The organism is Kutzneria sp. NPDC052558, assembly GCF_044547355.1.
In the GTDB taxonomy this organism is placed as follows: Bacteria; Actinomycetota; Actinomycetes; order Mycobacteriales; family Pseudonocardiaceae; genus Kutzneria.
In genome coordinates, this window is the sequence record NZ_JBIUAG010000009.1 from 1 (window position 1) to 20,222 (window position 20,222).

15 protein-coding genes are annotated in these 20,222 nt (G+C 70.0%); 11 read left to right on the forward strand and 4 right to left on the reverse strand.

The annotated features are described in order from the left end of the window. The first annotated feature begins 699 nt into the window (after nucleotides 1-699). Nucleotides 700-1,272 (forward strand): ferric reductase-like transmembrane domain-containing protein, encoded by a 573-nt coding sequence (locus tag ACIG5F_RS17940; protein WP_396518824.1) that lies wholly within the window; start codon nucleotides 700-702, stop codon nucleotides 1,270-1,272. Nucleotides 1,273-1,359: 87 nt separating this feature from the next. Here ACIG5F_RS17940 and ACIG5F_RS17945 read toward each other — a convergent pair whose 3' ends face one another. Next, nucleotides 1,360-1,755 carry a hypothetical protein gene (locus tag ACIG5F_RS17945; protein WP_396518825.1) on the reverse strand — a complete coding sequence of 132 codons (396 nt, stop codon included), beginning with the start codon at nucleotides 1,753-1,755 and terminating at the stop codon, nucleotides 1,360-1,362. 249 nt (nucleotides 1,756-2,004) lie between these two features. On the opposite strand from ACIG5F_RS17945, the gene ACIG5F_RS17950 reads away from it, so the two are divergent. Then, nucleotides 2,005-2,754 (forward strand): MHYT domain-containing protein, encoded by a 750-nt coding sequence (locus ACIG5F_RS17950; protein ID WP_396518826.1) that lies wholly within the window; start codon nucleotides 2,005-2,007, stop codon nucleotides 2,752-2,754. A gap of 90 nt (nucleotides 2,755-2,844) precedes the next feature. On the opposite strand, the gene ACIG5F_RS17955 is transcribed toward ACIG5F_RS17950, so the two are convergent. Next, nucleotides 2,845-3,648 carry a family 16 glycosylhydrolase gene (locus ACIG5F_RS17955; RefSeq protein WP_396518827.1) on the reverse strand — a complete coding sequence of 268 codons (804 nt, stop codon included), beginning with the start codon at nucleotides 3,646-3,648 and terminating at the stop codon, nucleotides 2,845-2,847. A gap of 516 nt (nucleotides 3,649-4,164) precedes the next feature. On the opposite strand from ACIG5F_RS17955, the gene ACIG5F_RS17960 reads away from it, so the two are divergent. The 7 genes from ACIG5F_RS17960 to ACIG5F_RS17990 all read left to right on the forward strand — a co-directional run bounded on the left by ACIG5F_RS17960 (nucleotide 4,165) and on the right by ACIG5F_RS17990 (nucleotide 16,141). Next, on the forward strand, nucleotides 4,165-7,539 hold the full coding sequence (locus tag ACIG5F_RS17960) for a phosphodiester glycosidase family protein (protein ID WP_396518828.1): 3,375 nt from the start codon (nucleotides 4,165-4,167) through the stop codon (nucleotides 7,537-7,539). 275 nt (nucleotides 7,540-7,814) lie between these two features. Further along, on the forward strand, nucleotides 7,815-9,047 hold the full coding sequence (locus tag ACIG5F_RS17965; protein WP_396518829.1) for an MFS transporter: 1,233 nt from the start codon (nucleotides 7,815-7,817) through the stop codon (nucleotides 9,045-9,047). After that, a complete protein-coding gene (locus ACIG5F_RS17970; RefSeq protein WP_396518830.1) occupies nucleotides 9,044-10,264 on the forward strand; it encodes an ATP-grasp domain-containing protein in 1,221 nt (406 codons plus the stop codon). The genes ACIG5F_RS17965 and ACIG5F_RS17970 overlap by 4 nt, the downstream gene beginning before the upstream one ends. 37 nt (nucleotides 10,265-10,301) lie before the next feature. Beyond that, a complete protein-coding gene (locus ACIG5F_RS17975; RefSeq protein WP_396518831.1) occupies nucleotides 10,302-12,023 on the forward strand; it encodes a hypothetical protein in 1,722 nt (573 codons plus the stop codon). A gap of 11 nt (nucleotides 12,024-12,034) precedes the next feature. Further along, nucleotides 12,035-13,282, forward strand: coding sequence for an ATP-grasp domain-containing protein (locus tag ACIG5F_RS17980; RefSeq protein WP_396518832.1), 1,248 nt, complete (start codon nucleotides 12,035-12,037; stop codon nucleotides 13,280-13,282). Between the two features lie 3 nt (nucleotides 13,283-13,285). Continuing rightward, the gene (locus tag ACIG5F_RS17985; protein ID WP_396518833.1) at nucleotides 13,286-14,473 is read left to right on the forward strand and encodes an ATP-grasp domain-containing protein; all 1,188 of its coding nucleotides are present in this window, start codon (nucleotides 13,286-13,288) and stop codon (nucleotides 14,471-14,473) included. Nucleotides 14,474-14,563: 90 nt separating this feature from the next. Then, nucleotides 14,564-16,141, forward strand: coding sequence for an alpha/beta hydrolase (locus tag ACIG5F_RS17990; RefSeq protein WP_396518834.1), 1,578 nt, complete (start codon nucleotides 14,564-14,566; stop codon nucleotides 16,139-16,141). A 76-nt stretch (nucleotides 16,142-16,217) separates the two neighbouring features. On the opposite strand, the gene ACIG5F_RS17995 is transcribed toward ACIG5F_RS17990, so the two are convergent. Beyond that, nucleotides 16,218-16,631 (reverse strand): ribonuclease domain-containing protein, encoded by a 414-nt coding sequence (locus ACIG5F_RS17995; RefSeq protein WP_396518835.1) that lies wholly within the window; start codon nucleotides 16,629-16,631, stop codon nucleotides 16,218-16,220. Between the two features lie 305 nt (nucleotides 16,632-16,936). Here ACIG5F_RS17995 and ACIG5F_RS18000 point away from each other — a divergent pair, with 305 nt between their 5' ends. Then, nucleotides 16,937-18,307: an FAD-dependent oxidoreductase gene (locus ACIG5F_RS18000; protein WP_396518836.1), complete on the forward strand. Its 1,371-nt coding sequence runs from the start codon at nucleotides 16,937-16,939 to the stop codon at nucleotides 18,305-18,307. A gap of 167 nt (nucleotides 18,308-18,474) precedes the next feature. Beyond that, a complete protein-coding gene (locus tag ACIG5F_RS18005) occupies nucleotides 18,475-19,125 on the forward strand; it encodes a phosphatase PAP2 family protein (protein WP_396518837.1) in 651 nt (216 codons plus the stop codon). On the opposite strand, the gene ACIG5F_RS18010 is transcribed toward ACIG5F_RS18005, so the two are convergent. Then, complete coding sequence (locus ACIG5F_RS18010) at nucleotides 19,040-20,209, reverse strand: Dyp-type peroxidase (protein ID WP_396518838.1); 1,170 nt, start codon at nucleotides 20,207-20,209, stop codon at nucleotides 19,040-19,042. The two genes, ACIG5F_RS18005 and ACIG5F_RS18010, sit on opposite strands and share 86 nt — an antisense overlap. Nucleotides 20,210-20,222: the final 13 nt, after the last annotated feature.

Genomic DNA, 20,222 nt, shown 5'->3' on the forward strand with positions numbered 1-20,222 from the left:
CGTATCGAGGCAGGCGGAGCCTGCCCGATAGCGCCTTGATACGCCATCGCCCAGAGGTCTCCGCGTAAAATCCACCCGGAGTCAGCTGGATAACGACCCCTCACCCCTCAAACAGACTTCACCCCGCCGCCACCAACCCAAACCACCCCACCCCCCAATCCGAACAACGCCCCCCACCTGTCACCGCAATCCCCACCCCCGGCAACCGCGCGGCGCGGGCACCCGAAGCACACCCACACCCCACCAACCAAACATGACCCGCCTTCACGTTCCCGCCCCACACAACCGGCACCGCCACACACCCCCACCCCACCGTGTGGAGTTTCTCTCAGCCACGCGGTTTGAGCTGGCAGCCCCGGTGAACCTACGCTCACCGGGCCGACGAGCCGCCGATGTCGGGACGCACAGCAAAGACGCACAGCAAAGAGGGTGAACCGCCGCGATCGCGTGACCGTACCTAGCGACGGAACAGCGAGCCGCCGTTCCACCGAGAACCGGCGGGTGCCGGCCGGCCGACCCCGGCCCACCCGCCACGGACCCGCCGACCGATATTCCCACCACAGCGTTGTCGGTGAAGCCGTACCAAGCAGTTGAAGCACGAGATCGTTGAAGCACAAGCGCAATCCGGGCACACGCCCGGCGCTGGACCGCACTCTGGGGAGCGTGGGAATGTCACATTTCATCGTTTACGCACAGTTGGTGCATTCCGGACATGACACCGGGGTGCGGGAGGTCGCCCAGGTCGGGGCGCGGCTCTCCTACGGCCTGATGTGCCTGACCCTCATCTGGGGAATCTTCACCGCCACCGGCTGGGTGTCGAAGCTGACCGGACGGCAGGCCGTCCGCAGCACCCACATGATCCTGGCCACCTTCACGCTCGCCTTCGGCGGCATCCACGCGGCGGCCTTTCTCTTCCTCACCGACTCCGACGAGATCTTCGGCGTCGGCAACATCCTCATTCCGCTGATCGACGGCGGAAAGGTCCGCTGGGCCCTGGGCATCGTCGGTCTGGAACTGATGACGACGATCCTCATCTCCACCGGCCTGGTCAGGTTCTTCGTCTACCGCCGCTGGCTACGCCTGCACCAGACGGCCTATTTGGCCGTGGGCCTGACCATCGTGCACTCGTGGCTGGGCGCGGCGGCCAACGGCCACCTGTCGATTCTCTGGCTGGCCGGGGTGACCCTGCTGGTGCCGACCGTGGTGCTGTCGGTGCTGCGTTTCGTGCCGAGCAACAAACTCGTGGACGCCGGCGTGCTCAGCCGCACCTGAAGCCAAGACCCAACCACGCCTTCAGCCGCCGCATCCGCGCGCTGGAGGCGTGGTTGGGCGAGACCCGCCGTCGAAAAGCACCACGGTTCAGCGATGGTGCCCGCCGCCACCGCCATCGCAGCACGGCGACCTCGTCGGCTCGCCGTAGATCGTCGTCACGTACTGGATCGTGGTCGTCGTCGGCGACGGCGCGGTCGTGTTGCTGACAGGCGGCGAAACCGGTTCCGGGGTTGTGGTGGTGACGGTCGTGGTTGACACCGGTCGACTCATGGCCGACGTGCCGGTCGCATACACCACAGGAGCCGAAGTCTGGCTGGTGACCGAGGTGGAACCGGTCGGCGCCGGCGGCGGCTCGTAGGTCGGCACGGCCGGCCGCTGCGGCAGCGCGGACGGCAGGCCGACGCCGACAATGGCGACGACCACCAGCAGCAAACCCAGCAACGACAAGGCAAACACGTACCACGGGGGCGCGGCCCGACCCATGACATCCATCCCTTCGGCCGACAGGACCCCGAGATGCTAGTTCACGCCGGCCGCAAGTCCTATTTGATCGTCCAAGCAGGACGGCACTGGACCGTCCGAGTGACATCTGCGCGCGGATTCGAACCGCTCGCGTTGCCGCCGCGTCAACCCGGGCATGCCGCCGTTCGGCGGCACGACATCGGGGAACGGGGTAAACATGGACACGACGGGAGCGGCGAAACGCCAGCACTTCGGCTGTGAGGCGACCACATGAGCCACGGTAGCCCCGGCTGGATCCTGTTCCTGGCCTACGTGACCTCCGTGGTCGGCTCGCTGATCGGACTGGCCTGCGCGCAGCGGGCCCGGGCGGCGGAGGAGCGGTCGCACGAAGTGGCCTGGACGGCGCTGGGCGCGGTGGCCATCGGCGGCATCGCCATCTGGCTCATGCACTTCATCGCCATGCTGGACTTCACCATCGGCGGCAGTGCCGTCACGTATTCGGTGCCGCTCACCGTGTTGTCGGCGGTGCTGTCGATTCTGGTGGTGTACCTGGGGTTGTCGATCGTCACCCTGGCGCGGTTCACCGTGATCCGGCTGATCTGCGCGGGAATCGTCGCGGGCATCGGCGTGACGGTCATGCACTACGTGGGCATGGCGGCCGTCGAGTTCCAGGGCGAGCTCTCCTACAACCCCGCGCTCGTGGCCGTCTCGGCCGGCATCGCCATCGCCGCCGCGACGGTCGCGTTCTGGTTCACCTTGCGGGTCGAGAGCGCCGGTGCCATGGTGCTCGCCGGGCTGGCCATGGGCGTCGCGGTGACCGGGATGCACTACACCGGCATGGCCGCGGCCAGCGTCCGGATGGACATGAGTCTGGCCCCGTCGACCGGCGCCGGCGTGTTCTCCGTCGTGTTCCCGGTTTTCACGTTGTCCGCGCTGGCCGTGGGTGGGCTGTTGTGGGCCCTGATGGCCAGCGTCCCGGACCCGATCGACGTGCGCGGTCACCGTCCCGCGCCGCGCTGATCCGACGGGTCAGCGCGATATCGGTGGCACCGTCCTCGATCGGCACTGCCGGGGCGGACCCGGCGCCGCGCACCGGGTCCGCTTCGGTCCTCAGGCCGCCGTGTACACGCGCACGTAGTCGACGAGCATCTTGGCCGGGAACGCGGTGGCCGAGTTGGGGTCGCCCGGCCAGTTCCCGCCGATCGCCAGGTTGAGCAGCAGGAAGAACGGGTGGTCGAACACCCAGCCAGAGCTGGGCCGGTTCCGGGTGTCGTAGATGTGCCCGTCCACCGAGAAGGCGACGTGGTCGGGATACCAGTCGGCGGCGAAGGTGTGGTAGCCGGCGGAGAAGGGCGAGCCCAGGTTGTAGGTGCCGGTGGTGTTGTAGTTGGGGCCGTGCAGGCTGCCGTGGGCCAGGTTCGGCTCCTTGCCGATGTTCTCCATGGTGTCGATCTCGCCGCACGCCGGCCAGCCGACCGAGCCGATGTTGGTGCCCAGCGCCCAGAACGCCGGCCACACGCCCTGCCCGCCGGGGATCTTGATGCTGGCCTCGAACCGGCCGTAGGTCTGGGAGAACTTGCCCGAGGTGAGCAGCCGGGCCGAGGTGTACTGGCAGGTGCCGTACCAGCACCGGTGCGAGGCGGCGTCGTCCTTGCGGGCCTGGATCACCAGATGCCCGCTGCCGTCCTGGAAGGAGTTGTTGCGGGAGTTGGTGTAGTACTCCCGCTCCTGGTTGCCCCAGCCGCTGCCGCCGGTGTCGTAGTTCCACTTGCCACCGTCGGGAGCGCTGTTGGCGGCGCCGTTGAACTCGTCGGACCAGGTCAGCTTCCACGCCGCGGGTGCGGCGGTGGACGCGGCCGGAGCGGCCAGGGCCAGCAGCAGGGCGGCGGCACATGTCAGCAGGGATTTTCGCACGTCGACCTCCATGAGCGGGACGAGTGCGAGCGGCCCGTCCCTTGTGCCAACGAAAAGGGAGGCCTGGCGGGGCCGGTGGCGGCAAGGCGAGTGAACCACCGGATCGCGCCCGCCGGCAAGGGCGTTCGCCCGGTCAGCTCGGGCAGGCCGGAGAGCTCGCCCAACTGCCTCCACCCACCGTTGCGTGATGTGCGCCTCTCACATCGTCGGAACACGGAGGGCCGTTACCGGTCACAGTGGACAGTCGCGATGGGAAGACGCAGCTACCGGTGTCCAAGGCACCGGACCTGTGGCCGCCACGGCCAACGCCATCCGGCTGACGGAGATCTTTTCACAGTTGTCGCCACGGCGCGGACGGTTCGCCATTCGCACCGCTTTCCTTCGTCTGGCGGCTATCCGGGCGACACTTGGCAGTGCTGAGGTGAGCTGACCGAATGGCTCGACGGAGGAGTCGGCATGCCTCAGCGCCATCGTTGTTGGAAAAAAACTTCCAGCCTCTTACTCGGGGTCACCCTTGTGTCCGGCGCCCTGCTCGCCGGCCCCGTCGCCGCCGAGGAGTCCACAGCGGACAGAAACGGCGGCGGTTCCTGGTTGCCGGCCACGCCTTCCGCGTGGAACCTGGTGGTGGACAAGACCACCACGCCGACGATGACGATCACCCAGGGCGTGACCGAACGGTCCGAGACCCTCGACGCCGTGAGCGGTCGGCAGCCCACTCAGGTGATGGACGTCGACCTCACCGATCCCAACGTCCGCCTCGGCGTGGTCGAGGCCGGCGACACGCTGACCTATCCGGCCGACGAGACCATCGGCTCCATGGCCGCCCGCACCCACGCCGTCGCCGGCGTCAACGGCGACTACTTCGAGATCAACGCCAGCGGCCGGCCGCTCGGCGGCGTGATCACCGAGGGCCGCGTGCTCAAGAGCCCCCGCCCGAACTACAACGCCCAGCTGGGCGTGCGGGCCGACGGCAGCATGGTCATCGGCCCCCAGACCTACGCCGGCACGGTCGCCGACGGCACGGCGAGTTCCCCGCTGGCCTCGGTGAACGTCGTCAACGACGAGGCCGCCGGCCAGATCACCCGCATCACCCCAGCTCTCGGCGCGACGGCCCTGGCCGCCCCGGCGACCCTGGTCACCGGCCACCTCGACGGAACGACCCTCGTCGTCGACGCGGTCAGCACCGGCGTGACGTCGTTGCCGGCCGGCATCGAGGGGCTGGCCGGCGGCGGGACGGGCGGGGCCTGGCTGGCCTCGACCGCGCACGTCGGCGACCGGATGGCGATCACCGAGCGGATCAGCCCCGACAACGACCTCAAGCAGCTGCTCAGCGGCGCGACCCAGTTGGTCAAGGACGGGGCCGTCTACACCGACCCGACCGGCACGCCGCCGAGCGGCGTCAACCCGGAGACCGCGGTCGGCCTGAGCAAGGACGGCCGGCACGCCTTCCTCGTCACCCTCGACGGCCGCACCGGCGAGACCACGGCGCTGGGCGTAACGCCGGCGCAGGTCGCCGGCTACCTGGTCCAGCTCGGCGCGTACTCGGCGCTGCTGCTTGACGGCGGCGGCTCGACCGAGATGATCGGACGCAAACCCGGCGGCACCAAGGCTTCCGTGCTGAACACGCCGTCGGACGGCAAGGAACGGGCGGTGGCCAACGGCTTGTTCGTCTACAGCACCGCATCGGCGCCCGGTTCGGCCACGAGCGTGGTGGTCAACGGCGGCAAGCCGGTGACCACGGTGCGCGGCGGCAGTATCGACGTTCCGGTATACGCCATCGATCAGCGGGCCAATCCGGCCGCCGGGTCGACCTCCGTGCAGGTGCTTCCGCCCGGTCTCGCCGACTGGTCGGGCGGCAAGCTGACCGTGCACCACCCGGGTCTCGGCGTGATCATCGCCCGTAACGGCCGGGCCGTCAGCACCCAGCCGCTGCGGGCGGTGAGCCGGCTCGGATCGCTGTCGGTCTCCCCCGCCCAGGTCGATCTCACCAACGGCGTGAGCCGGCAGTTCTCCTTGTCCGGCAAGACCTCCACCGGCGAGGCCGGGTCGGTGCTCGGCGCGGACCGTCAACCGTCCCAAGTAGACATTCCCACCTCGGCCGCGCACTGGTCGGTCAACCCACCCGAACTGGGCACGATCAGCGCCGACGGCCTGTTCACCGCGGCGGCCACCGGCGTCGGCCTGGCCACGCTGACCGCGACCGTCGGCAACGCGACGGCCGCCGCCAGCGTGGCGGTCGGCTCCCGCAGCAAGGTCGTCGCCGACCTGTCCGACGTGGCGAACTGGCGGCTGCGCAACACTACCGGCATGCCGGCGACCATGAGCCTGGGCGCCGGTCCCCTGCCGCCGGGCATCGACGCGCCCGGCTCGTTGCAGCTGACCTACACCGTGCCGGCCGGCCCCGGCGTGAAGCAATTGGTGTTCTGGGACAACAACGACATCACCATCGGCGCGGACGGCGGGGCCAACCCGACCGCGATCGGCCTGTGGGTCAACGGGGATCGCAACGGCCTGATCCTGCACGAGCAGTACGTGCAGATCAACGGCCAGGCCACCGCCCTGGCCGAGACCACCGTGACCTGGCAGGGCTGGCGTTTCTACACCGCGCAGGTCCCGCCGGCCACCCAGTTCCCGCTTTCCCTGAACTACCTGGACTTCCTCGCCGTCAACCCGAGCACCACGGTCAGCGGCACGCTCCAGGTCAGCGGGCTGACCGCGCTCTACTCGCCGCGACCGGTGGCCAACCCGCCCTACGTCGCCATCCCGCACAACCCGTCGTGGCTCCAGTACACCGAGGATTCCGCGCGGTTCAGCCGTTCCGGCAACACTTTGCTGGCCGGAGACGACGCGCACCTGCTCGCCAACGACCCGGGTTCGGCCAGCCGCACCGTGATCCGGTCCATCGCCGACCGCCTGCCCACGCTGCCGGACCAGGCCCGGCCGACGGTGGCGCAGTTCCTCGGCGACATGTCCGACGACGGGCTGCCGGTCGATCTGGCCTACGCCAAGGACACCATGGGCTCGCTCGGCCTGCCCTTCCGGGACGCGGTCGGCAACCACGAGATCAGCCAGGGGGCGTTGCCGGAGAACGGGAACTTCACCGCCGCCTTCGGCGACACCCACTACGCCTACCAGTTCGGGGCGGCGCAGGTGATCGTCACCGACAGCGCGCACGGCGGGCTGCTGTCGTCCGACAAGTACGGTGTGCCGGCCGAGGCGCAGTACCCGTGGCTGGTCGCGCAGCTGTCGGCGACCACCAGCCGGGCGGTCGCGGTGGTCACGCACATGCCGGCCTACGACCCGCATCCGGTGGCCAACAGCCAGTTCGGCGACCGGTGGGAGGCGAAGATGTACGTGCGGCTGATCCAGCGCTACCAGCAGACCCATCCCGACCGGCACGTGATCATGGTCTACGGGCACTCCCGCGGCTTCGCCGAGCAGACCCTGGATCCCGGCGGCATGCCGACCGATCCGGCCCACGGCGGCATTCCCCAGCTGACCATCGCCGATCTCGGCATGCCGCCGTACGCGCCGCCGGAGCAGGGCGGCTTCTACAACTTCGCCCTGCTGCACGTGACCGGCGACGGCGGCTTCCAGTTCAGCGTGGAGCCGGTGCTGGCCTCGATCGGCGTCACCGCGCCCCAGCCAACCCTCCCCGTCGGCGGCGCCGAGCAGCTGACGGCCAGCGGCACGGCAGTCGGCGGTGACAACCAGCCGCCGCTGGTGATGCCGATCGCCGATCCGGCCTCGCACGTGTGGTCGTCCAGCAATTCGCGGGTGGCGACGGTGGACGCCCGCACGGGAATGCTGACCGCGCATCGGCCGGGCACGGTCGTGGTCTCGGTGACCAGTGGCGGCATCACCGGTTCGGTGACCGTCACGGTGTCGTAGCCATATTCGCCGGACTGCCCGCGCGCAAGGTGTGAACGGGCAGTCCGGCGGTGACTAAAGAATACCGTTAGCAGACCCGCCCATTGGGGCGAGCGAAAGGGCCCGAATTCCCACGATATGGACGGCATTGCCCCGGTCGGCCGCACGTCCCGTACTCCCGTTGCCGTCACCGGGATTTACGTCACATAGCCGCACCTTGCGCCGCCTTCCCCCAGCTCAGCACAATCTCTCGCGGCCGGGAGGGGACCCGGCTCTGGGGAATCGGCGGGGTATCGGTGGTCATCGAGAACCAACGCGCGGACGGCGCGCTGCGGCGGGTCAGTGTGCCCGTGGTGTTGGACTATTTATTGTCCCACCTGGGCTTTTTCGCTGTTCTGCCGGTGCTTCCGCTGCTGGTCGAAAGACTTCATCCCGGCACCGGCCCGTTGTATGTGGGAATTTCACTGTTCCTGTTCAACTTCGCCGTGCGCGGAGCGTCGCTGTTCTGTAGCGGCCTGTTGCACCGCACCCGCATCCGGCACGCGATGACCGGCGGCCTCATTCTGGCCGCGGCGAGTTTCGCGGCCCTGCCGATCGCGCCCGGCAGCGTGGGCGTGTTGGTCTGCCTGTTGCTGGCCGGCACCGGCATCAGCACGAACGGCCTGATGGCCCGGGTGTACGTGGCGATGGCGCTGGAGAGCCCGGCCGCCCGCAACACCGTGTTCTCCGCGGTCCAGGTGGCGGTGAACGTCTCGGCCGCGCTCGGCCCGATCGTCGCCAACTTCCTGCTGGCGCAGTCCCTCGACGTCACGCTGATGCTGGCCGTGGCCGCGATGTACCTGCTGGCGGCGGGTCTGGTCGCGGTCACCGTGCCGGCCGGGCTGCGGCCGGGTGATCACGACGTGCGCCCGCCGCTGCGGCTGGGCCTGCTCAAGGTCGTGGTCATGGATCCGGTGGTGCGGCGGGTGTCGGTGGTGACGGCGGTCGGCAGCTTCCTGTACGCCCAGTTCTTCTCGGCCATCGCGCTTCAGGTCGCCGAGCTGACCGACAACGCGGCGCTGCGGGCCAGTTTCTTCACCACCAACGCGATTCTCGTGGTGGCGGTGCAGATCCCGGTCACCGCCTACGCCCAGCGCCGGCTGTCGGCCGGGGCCACGCCGTTCGGCTTCCTGCTGGTCGGGGTGACGATCTTCGCCGCCGGCTTCGCGGTGATGGGCGCGGCCGGAACGGCCCTGATCGGCGCGTACGCCGCGGTCGTGGTGTTCTCGGTGGCCGAGACCTTCTTCACCCCCACCGTGAACACCGCCTTCAGCGCGATCCCTGGCGACCGGCCGATGGTGGAGCTGTTCAACCTGCGCCAGGTCGCGGCCACCGCGGGCGAGTCGCTGGGCGGCTTCGCCGGCGGCGCGCTGTTCCTGACCGCCGCGCAGTTCGGGGCCCGCCCGGTGTACTGGGGCGTGCTGGCCGTCGTCGGCGTTGCCTGCGTGCTGAGCTACCTGCGTTCCCGCGTGACCTCGGAGGCCTCGTGACCACTCGACTGCTGCTGATCGGTTACAACGACGGCGTGCTGGCCGCGCTGAACGGCGTGTCGCCGGCGGTCGAGGTCGTGGTCCTGGAGGAGCGGGATCTCTGGGAGGCCAAGGGTCTTGCCGCCAAGGCGGCCAAGCACTCCTGCCTGGCCGAGGTCGTCTTCGGGCGCTACCAGCAGGATGAGCAGTTCCTGGACGTGGTCGCCGGCGTGTCCGATGTGGACGCCGTTGCCCCGGGCCTGGAGTACGCCGTGGTCGCCGCCGCTCAGGCGGCGGAGCAACTCGGCCTTCCGGGCGCGGGTGTCAAGGCCGCCACAGTGTTGCGGGACAAGCTGTTGCTGCGGGAGACCACCACCGCGGCCGGCATGCCCGGCCCCGCCTTCCGTGAAGTGTCGTCGGCAGCGGACATCGCCGCGTTCGCCGGCAGCCGGCCGTGTGTGGTCAAGCCGGCTGGCCGGCAGGCGAGTCTGGGCGTGGTGCTGCTCGACGCCGGGGCGGACGTCGAGGCCGCCTGGCGGGAATGCGCCGGCGCCGACGAGGGCAACCAACTGGCCAAGCGGCCCATGCACTGGCGGTACCTGGTCGAGGATCGCTTGGTGGGCCCGGAGTTCAGCACCGAGTGCCTGGTGTCCGGCGGCGAGGTCGTGTTCCTCAACGTCACGGCCAAGCGCACCGCGCCCGGTCCACGGCCGGTCGAGGTCGGCCACGTTGTGCCCGGGGACGACGGTGATCTCGCGCCGTGGGCCGACGCCGTGGCGCAACTCGTTGCGGCAGTGGGCTTCGACAGCGGCATCCTGCACGCGGAGTGGGTGCGGACGGAGTCCGGTCCGGTGCTCATCGAGTGTGCCGGCCGGCCGCCGGGCGACAAGATCATGGACCTGATCGACCTGGCCTACGAGACCAATCTGACCGAACACTGGCTGCGCCTGCTGGCCGGGGTCGTGATCGCGCCCCCGGCCAAGGCCACCGGCGGGGCCGCGATCCGGTTCCTGGCCGGCGGACCAGGTGTGATCGAAGGCGTCGAGGGGGTCGACGCCGCCGGCGCTCGGCCGGGCGTGCGCAGGGTGGACGTCCTGCGCAAGGCCGGCGACCGCATCGCGGACCTGCGCTCGTCGTGGGACCGCGTCGGGTCGGTGATCGCCGTGGGCGACACCGCCGAGCAGGCCGAGCACCGCGCGGTCGAAGCCGCGCGCACCGTGGTCGTACGGCTGGCCTGAGGCCACACTTCACCCGTAAACCCGTCTGGGGGACAACGTGGGTATTCTGCGCTCTGAAGGCTTTTCCGCACTGGTCGAGGCGGTTGCCGTGGAGGCCGCCTGCCGCACCTCGGTGGCCGAGGCCGCCGAGCACGCCGCCTCGCTGGGCGGCCGGCTGCCGGTCGAGATCGGCCTGCGCGCGTTGACACGCGCCGAGGAGCACCTGTTGGGCGCGGCCAGATCCGCCGGCGCGGCGCTGGGCAGCGAGGCCGAACGGGGCGATCGGCTCGCGCTGACCACGACCGGGCGGCTGGTCATCGGCGACCGGGACACCGGCGACGCCCATCCGATCGGCGTGGTGGCCTGGACGGAACGTCCGGCCGGGCTGGACGAGGAGCTGGCCCGACTGTCCGCACAGGACATCGCCGAGGCCGCCGAGCTCAAGGCGTGGCTGGTCGGCCTGCCGGCCGAGCGGATCACCGCGATGATCGAACGCGTGCGGCTGTCGTTGCTGCACATGGCGCCCGTGCTGCTCTACACCGGCCCCAACTGCTACACCAACCTGGGCAAGGCCAGCAACCTGGTCGGCAAGTCCCTGCGCGCCGAATCGCCGCGCTGCGTGCTGAACACGTTGCAGGGCAATGACATTGCCGAGTGGGACGTGTTCGACGCCGCCTTCCTGGCCTGCGTGCACGCGTTGATCACCTCCGGGCCGGCGGTTCGGGCCGAGGAGTTCAGCGGCACCCAGCTGCGCACGGACCGGCTGCTTCCCTTCCTGCGCAACAAGGTCGCCGGCTACGGCGTCGACGAGCCGGTCACCGACGGGCTGCCGGTCGGCGAGGCCCTGCACGTGCTGGCCGACGCCAGCGCCCGGGGCCGGGTGACCGCCATGGCCGCGGGGGTCCGGCCGTACCGCATGATCCAGGGCCTGAACCTGAACAAACAGGAGCTGCTGGCCCACGACCCGGTGACGGTGGCCGACCTCCCCGAGCCGGTGCTGCGGACGCTGGCCATGGAGCTGGATTGCCCGGCCCCCAAGGACTTCGCCGACGTGCTCGCGGCGTGCGAACAGGCGATGCCGGTTCTGCACGGCACGGGCGCCGACGGCTTCGGCACCCGCTTCGAGCAGGTCCTGCACGAACTGGTGCTCGTGGCCACCGAGGCCACCGCGTCCGATGTGGGCATGTCCCGCGGCCCGCGCCGGGTCGGCGAGCTGGCGGCGACGGTCGCGGCCGACAGCACCGAGGCGCTTTCCTGGACCACCAACGCCTTCTACTGCTGCGTGACGCCGAGCGCCGGCTTCGCCGGCCAGTTCGCCCACGTGCCGCACGAACTGCCCCAGGTGCTGCGGGCGATCAGCGCCCGGATGCGCTACAACGGCTGGCACTACCTGCCGCACAGCATCGGCGTGCACGAGCGGGCCGGGGACCGCGACTGGTTCTTCGCGCCGACCATGGGCGACGTCACCGACTGGTCCGACCAGCACCACACCGGCCACGTGGCCAACGGCGTGCGCTACGCGATCCGGGTGCCGTTCGGCGTGGACATGGCCGGCGCGCATCGCCCTGGCCTGCACGACTTCCGCCTGATGCGGGCGTTCGGCGAACCGTACACAATGGACGACCTGCGGGCGGCGACGGCGGTCGGCGAGGTGCTGCGCAGTCTCTACCAGGCCCGGGTGGACGCTTTCGCCACGGGCCAGCACGATCCGTGCGTCACCGACTTCGACAACCCGTGGTACCAGGCCAGGTACACTTCAGAGCCCGCGATCGCCGAGTGAGGAACAGGTCCATGCCCAAGCCCGTCGTCATCTTCCTCAACACGCGCCGCACCCATCTGGAGCACGGCGCGGCGATCGAGGCGGCCCACCGCCAGGGCTTCGGCGTCGCCCTGATCGCCGACAGCGTGCCCGCCGGCATGCCCGAGCGCATCGTTCGCGTGGTGCACAAGGTCGACACCTACGACGCGGCCGCCGTGGACGCGGCGGTGGACGCCATCGCCGCCTCGCACGAGATCGCCGGTGTGGTCACATGGTCCGACCGTGATGTCGAGACGGTCAGCCGGATCGCGGAGCGGCTCGGCCTGCCGGCCCCGTCGCTGCCGGCGGCCCGCTCGGCGCGCAACAAGTTCCTGATGCGCCAGGCGCTGCTCGACCACCCGGAGGCCATCCCGCGCTTCGCCCGTGTCACCGAGTGGACCGAGCTGACCAAGGCGGTGGCCGAGATCGGCTACCCGGCCGTGCTCAAGCCGACCTCGGCCTCGGGCAGCAAGGGCATCTTCGTGCTGCGCGGCGAGGACGACCTGCGGGCCGCCTTCGACGAGCTGATCCGCTACACCCGGCCCGAGGTGGACAAGGTGTTCACCGACAACTCGGGCGAGCTGATCGTCGAGGAGTTCCTGGTCGGCACCGAGCACAGCGTCGAGGGCTTCGTCAGCGGCGGCGAGATCCACATCGCCGGCGTGACCGACAAGGAGACCAGCGAGCCGTTCCGGCTGGAGGTCGCGCACACCTTCCCCAGCAGCCTTCCCGAGTCCACTGTGGACGCGGTGCGGGAGCTGACCACGACCGTGGTCCGCGGCCTGGGGCTGGACGACTGCACGTTCCACCTGGAGTGCATGGTGTCGCCGGCCGGCACGGCCAAGCTGGTGGAGATCGCCGCGCGGGTCGGCGGGGACTTCATCACCTCGCACCTGGTCGGCCTGGCCACCGGGGTTCCGTTCGCGGAGAACGTGATCCGCGTGGCCACCGGTTCCGCGCCGGTGCTCGGCGAAGCGGTCCTGCACTCCGGCGTGCGCAAGATCATGGCCTCCGAGGCCGGTGTGTTCGAGGGCGTGGACGGCCTGGCCGACGCGCTGGGGGTGCCCGGCGTCCGGCACGCGATCATCGAGCGGCCGGTCGGCGCGAAGGTGCAGCTGCCGCCGGCCGACTACATGTCGTGCACGATCGGCGCGGTGCTGGCGGTCGGCGACTCGGCCTCGTCGGTGCGGGCGACGCTGGAGAAGGCCGTCGACGCGGTGACCACGCGGATCTCGGGCTGACCGATGGCCGACCGGACTCTGCTGGTGCTCGGCTGTGCGTCGGTGACGCCGCACGGCCGGGACCAGATGCGCAGGCTCAGCGACCAGGCCCGTCGGCGCGGGGTGCACGTGCTCGGCGCGGACACGGCGGCCAACCTGGCCAAGGCCGATCTTTCCGGCCTGGTCGGGGAGAGCGTGGCCGTGGACGTGCACTCCCCCGCCGCCGTGCGGGAATGGGCCGCCACGCGGGTCGATATCGGCGCGGTGCTGACCTTCCGTGAGATGTGCGTGGAGTCCGTGGCCGCCGCCGCGGCCGTGCTCGGTCTCGCCGGTAACGATCCTGACGTTGTGCGGACTGTCCGGACGAAGGACCTGTGCCGGGAAGCGTTGCGGGCCCAGGGGTTCCATCAGCCTTCGTGCGCGGTGGTCGCGGACTTGGCCGAGGCGGAGGCGTTTCTGGCGCGGACGGACGGTCCGTGGGTGGTCAAGCCTCGGGACGGCATGGGCAGCGTCGGCGTGTCCCTTGTGGACGGTGTCTCGGCGTTGCCGGCCGCGCTGGAGTTGCTGCCGGCGGGGGTGCCTTTCCTGATCGAGACTTTCGTGTCCGGGCCCGAGTTCTCGGCCGAGGGCTTGTTCGTCGGGGGCCGGCCGGTCGTGTTGGCGTTGACAGCCAAGACCACCGGGGCCGGCTTTGTCGAGACCGGTCACCGCATGCCGGCCTCAGTCGAGTCGGCGCGGGCGGAGGTCGAGCGGGCGGTCACGGCGGTGGGCCTGACGCACGGGGTGTTCCACGTCGAGTTCTGGCTTGACGGCACGGAAATCGTGCTCGGCGAGGTGCACGCCCGGCCCGGCGGGGACTTCATTCATGCCATGGTCGAGCACGTTCGCCCGGGGCTGGAGCTGTACGGGGCGTTGATGGACGACCTGTTCGGAGAGCCGGGCTTTGCGGCGCCTGAGGTGCGGGCCGCCGCGGGCGTGGAGTTTCTCGTGCTGCCGGAGGGATCGGTGCTGTCGGTGCGCGGCTGGGATGAGGTGCTCGCCGATCCCGCCGTGATAGCCGCCGATCTGTCGGTGCGAGCCGGTGATGTGATCGGGCCCGTCCGGGGATCGGCGGACCGGCACGGTGTGATCGTCGTCGGCGGCGCGGACGGTCCGGCAGTGGAGCGGACACTGCGCCGTTTGGCCGATTCCGTGTCGGTGGAGGTCGCCTGAAGCCAGGCGTGACTCCTCGCGGAAACGTACAACCAGGACGTCGGGAACGGCGTCTGCTTGGCTGGATACGACCCGTGAGGAGATCTCCACGTGCCATTCGACAGGACAAGACGCCGAGTCGCCGCGGTCGCGGCGGCGCTGGGACTGGCGCTCGGCGTGCTGCCCGCGACGGCGGCCGCCGGGGCCGACGGCTCCGACGTGCTCGCCGATCTCGCGCCGACGCCCAGCCTGACCTGGGCCGACTGCGCCGACGGCTTCCAGTGTTCGACGGCCAAGGTGCCGCTGGACTACAACGCCCCGTACGGCACAAAAATCGACCTCGCAGTGATCAAGCTGCCGGCCAGCGATCCCGCCCACCGGATCGGCACCCTGTTCGTCAACTTCGGCGGCCCCGGACCGTCCGGAGTGGACCGACTGCGGCTGCGGGCCACCTGGCCCTGGCTGTTCTCCGACGAACTGCGGGCCCGGTTCGACCTGGTGTCCTGGGATCCGCGCGCGGTCAGCCACAGCACCGCCGTGCGCTGCTTCGCCACCGCCGCCGAGCAGGAGCAGTACTTCGCCGCCTTCCCCGAGATGCCCGGCGCCCCCAGCGGCGAGCCGGCCTTCTACCAAGCGTCCAAGGACCTCGCCGACCGCTGCCAGCAGCAGGCCGGCAACCTCCTGCCGTACATGAACAGCATCAACACCGCGCGGGACATCGACCTGCTGCGGCGGGCCGTCGGCGACGCCAAGCTGACCTACCACGGCATTTCCTACGGCACCCACATCGGCGCCATCTACGCCAACCTGTTCCCCGCGCGGGTTCGGGCGCTGGTCATGGACGGCACCATGGACTTCCAGGGCAGCGCCACCGGCCACGGCTCCGTCGGCGCCACCCTGCCCGTCGACACCCGGCAGGACGTCGCCACCGGCATCGCCGACACCTTCGAGTCCTTCCTCACCCAATGCGCCGCCGCCGGCGCCAACTGCGCCTTCTCGTCCGGTGACGTGCATGCCAAGTGGCAGACGCTCACCGAGCGGGCCCGGCAGCACCCGATCACCGTGACCAACGCCGACGGCACCACCACCGCGTGGACCTACTCGGCGATCATCAACCTGTCCGGGGACCTGTTCAAGCCCGAGAACTGGCCGGACGACGCACGGCAGCTCCAGGCGATCTACGAGGCCAGCGGGGCTGTTGGTTTTGCTGCTGCGGGTTCGGTCAAGGGGGAGCCGTATCTGGGGAACTCGTCGGAGGCGTTCAACGCGATCCAGTGCGCCGACAGCACGGTGCCGACCGCCGAGTCCGTTTACAGTTCGCTCGCCGTCAGCGAGGACGCTCGGGTTCCCTACTTCGGCCGCATCGGCGTCTTCGACATGATGTCCTGCGCCTACTGGCCGCAGCAGGCCGTGCAGCCCTACCGCGGTCCCTGGAACCGGCCGACGGCGGCGCCGATCCTCGTGATCAACAGCCGCATCGACCCGCAGACTCCGTTGAAGGGGGCCAAGGACGGCATCGCCGAGCTGGCCAAGGCCCGGCTGCTCGTGGTCGAGGGCACCGGCCACAGCACGATGTACGTGCACAGCACGTGTGCGGAGAAGGCGAAGCGGCAGTACCTGATCTCCGGGGTGCTGCCGGCTGAGGGCGCGACCTGCCCCATCGACCACAAGCCGTTCGATCCTGCCTAATACCCACCCACAAAACCCCCAGCGCAAAAACCCGTGCCGCCCCAGCAAGGGCGGCACGGGTCAGCGAGAAGACGGCCTACAGCTCGTAGAAGTTGCTGTAGTGGTCGGGGGTGAACCAGACCTCTCCATTGTCCATGTCGACCACGATGCGGGCGGCGTCACGGTGGGCGCCACAAGCCCGGGGGTAGACGTCGAACTCCTGGAAGGAGTCACCACTGGGGAGCTGGTTGTCGTCGTTGTAGTACGTGCCGCCGGCGTAGCTGCACTGGCCGTTGGGCCAGTCGACCCAGCCACGCGTGCTGGGATAGCCCAGGGACTGCCAGGTGTTGTTGGCCGAGACGGCGGCGGAGCAGCCGGAGATGGAGCACGAGCCGTGCACGGTGGCGTTCGCGGCGGGCGCGGCGACGAGGGCCAGACCGAGCAGGGGAAGCAGGGCGGTCAGGGTCAGGGTGAGCCGCTTCGTCCAGGTGGGGCGAGGTCGGTTCTTCACGCGCAGGGAACCTCCATGTCGGGAACGAGTGACATGGACCGTAAACACGGTGGCGCGCGAACGGAACCGGTTGCGGTTGACAGGGATGCTCACTTCTGTGAATCGAAAGATCCGCAATGGCGGCAATGTCGGCTATCGGCGGACCGGTTACCCAGAAGATCGAGGATTGTTCAACATCCGTTTCGCGGGCCGTTGCCGGGCGGCGACGCGCGCGGGCGCACGGTAGCGGAGATCACATCGCAACTTAGGCAAGCCTTACCTTAGTGTGGGGTGATCGTTCGCCGCCCCCACGTCAGGAGCCACCAGTGAGCCGCCCCCTACGAGTCGCCGTGGTCGGCGCCGGCCCGGCCGGGATCTACACCGTGGACGCGCTCGTCAAATCCGGGGCCAGCGTCAGCGTGGACGTCTACGAGCGGATGCCGGCCCCGTTCGGCCTCATCCGCTACGGCGTCGCCCCCGACCACCCGCGCATCAAGGGCATCGTCGACGCGCTGCACCGCGTGATGGAGAAGCCCGGCGTGCGGCTGTTCGGCAACGTGGACTTCGGCACGGACCTCAAACTCGAGGAGCTGCGCCAGTTCTACGACGCGGTGGTGTTCGCGACCGGCGCGACGGCGGACCAGCCGCTGAACATCCCCGGCATCGACCTCGACGGCAGCTACGGGGCGGCGGACTTCGTCTCCTGGTACGACGGCCACCCGGACGTGCCCAGGACCTGGCCGCTGACCGCACGGTCGGTCGCGGTGCTGGGCGTGGGCAACGTGGCGCTGGACGTCGCCCGCGTGCTGGCCAAATCGGCCGAGGAGATGCTGGTCACGGAGATCCCCGACAACGTGTACGCCGGCCTGGTCACCAACCCGGTCACCGATGTGCACGTGTTCGGCCGGCGCGGCCCCGCCCAGGCCAAGTTCACGCCGCTGGAGCTGCGGGAACTGGATCACTCCCCCACCGTCGAGGTGATCGTCGACCCCGAGGACATCGAGTTCGACGACGCCTCCATCGCGGCGATCCGCTCGTCCAAGCAGGTCGACATGGTGGTGAAAACCTTGCAGGACTGGGCGATCCGGGACGTCGGTGACCGCCCGTGCCGCCTGCACCTGCACTTCTTCCACGCACCGGCGGAGATCCTCGGCGCGGACGGCAAGGTCACCGGCCTGCGCACCGAGCGCACGGAGCTGACCGGCGACGGCGCCGTGCGCGGCACCGGGGTGTTCCACGACTGGGACGTGCAGGCGGTCTACCGGGCGGTCGGCTACCGTTCCTCGCACCTGACGGACCTGCCGTTCGACCATGTCACGGCCACGATCCCGCACAACGAGGGCCGTGTTCTCGACCTCGACGGCGGCCTGGTCTCCGGCGTGTACGCCGCCGGCTGGATCAAGCGCGGCCCGATCGGGCTCATCGGCCACACCAAGGGCTGCTCGTCGGAGACCGTGGCCGCGCTGCTGGCCGACGCCCCGAGCCTGCGGCCGGCGGTCCAGCCCGACCCCGAGGCCGTGGTGACCTATCTGAAGGCGCGCCGGATCGAGTTCACGACGTGGTGGGGCTGGCGCAATCTCGACGCCTACGAGCGGGCTCTCGGCGCGCCGTACGAGCGTGAGCGCATCAAGGTGGTCGACCGGCCGGAGATGCTCACCGCCTCCCGACTCGACTTGACCATCCACTCAGGACAGTAGGGCTCGCCTCGGCCGCTCCCGCTGGAAAGGGCAGCCCGCACTACCGTGACCTCGCGTCGTGCTGGGCACGTTCCCGCTGCTCTACAGCCGGGCCGCGGTGGAACGCCACGCCCAGCAACGGTTCCTGCTGGTGCCGGGGCTCTGACCGACCGGTAACGTCCTATGCCGTGAAGACAACAGCCCTGCTGGCGGCGGCCAGCGTCGTGGTCACGCTCGCGGTGGTGTTCTCGTTCGCGCCGGTGATCGGGCTCGATCAGGCCGTCGCCGTGGGGCTGCACCGATGGGCGGTGGGAAATCCCGCCGCGGTCACCGCCATGCAGCTGTGGACGGATGCCTTCGGCCCGTGGACGTTCCGGACCCTGTTGATCATCGTGGCGGCGTGGTTGTGGTGGCGACGACACAAGGCGCTGGCCGCCTGGGTCGTGGTCACGCTGGTAGTGGCGGCGATAGCGGACAGCGGGCTCAAGTCGTTGATCGGCCGCGAACGTCCACACTGGACTGATCCGGTGTCGCACGCGGTCGGCGAGTCGTTCCCGTCCGGGCATTCCCTCACCTCGGCGATGGGCTGCGCGATGCTGCTGATGTTGGCGTGGCCCCGAAAACAACCGATCTGGATCGTTGCCGCCGTCGCGGTGCCGATCGTCACCGGCTTCACCCGCATGGCCCTGGGAGTGCACTACCTCAGCGACGTGGTCGGCGGCTGGCTGCTCGGCCTCACGGTGGTGGCAGTGGTCACCGCAGCAGTGCGCTGGCGTAGTGGTCCGAATTGTCCTGCACCCCTGGCAGCACGTAGAAGTAGCCGCCCCCGAACGGAGTGACGTAGTCGGTCAGCGGCTCCCCGGCCAGCCGGTTCTGCACCGCCTCGAACTGCCGGCCGATGTCCTGTTGATAGCAGCAGAACAACAGCCCGGCGTCGATGGTTCCATTGGGCTGGAAGCCCCGGTCGTAGTTGAACGGCCGGCGCAGGATGCGACTGCCGGCGGTGTCGGGGGTGCGCGGGTTGGCCAACCGGATGTGCGAGTCCACCGGGATCACCTTGCCGTCGGGATCCTTGGCGTAGTTCGGGATGTCGGCCTCGACGCTGCCGTCCAGCGGCGCGCCGCTGTCCCTTCGGCGGCCGAACATGCGCTCCTGCTCGGAGATCGACACCCGGTCCCAGAACTCCACGAGCATCCGGATGAACCGCACCACCTGGAAGGTGCCGCCCTCAGGCCGCCACACCACGTCCTCCCCCGGTTGCGAGATCCCGTCCTTGAAACCCATGAGGTTGCGCGGCGTGCCGGCGGGGCGCGGCGGGGAGGCGAAGCCGTCCAAGCGATAGCGAGGCTGCATGCCGTCACGGGTGTGGCGGGTGAGGTCACGCAGGGCGTGGTGCACGGTGTCCACGTTGTTGGCGCAGATCTGGAGCATCAGGTCGCCATGGCACCAGGCCGGCTCCAGTGCGTCGTCCGGGAAGGTCGGCATGGTCGACAGCCCGGGCGGTTTGCTGAGCCCATAACGGGAATCGAACAGGGAGGCGCCGACGGAGACTGTCACGGTCAGGCCGTCGGCCGGCACCTCCGGCCCCAGCACGGCGCTGTCAGCGGGCGGCGCGCCGACGCCCAGATCCGGTGGGGCGCCGCCGGCGGTGAGGAACCGGGCGCGTTCGGTCAGCGCCTGGAACATGGCGGTCAGGGCGGCCCGGTCGGCGGCGGTGGCGTCGAAGGCGGCGAACGTCGAGAACCGTTGCGGCGGGGTGGAAACGCCGGCCTGGTGTGGGCCGTGGAACGGGTAGGACTGCGGAACCGTCGGCGCGGCAACGGTGTCCGCCTGCGCCCCGGCGGCGGCGAGGCCACCGATCAGCGCCGTGCCGGCGACTCCGGCGCCGGTGCCCTGGAGGAAGCGGCGACGGCTCAACGACATGACAGGAACTCCC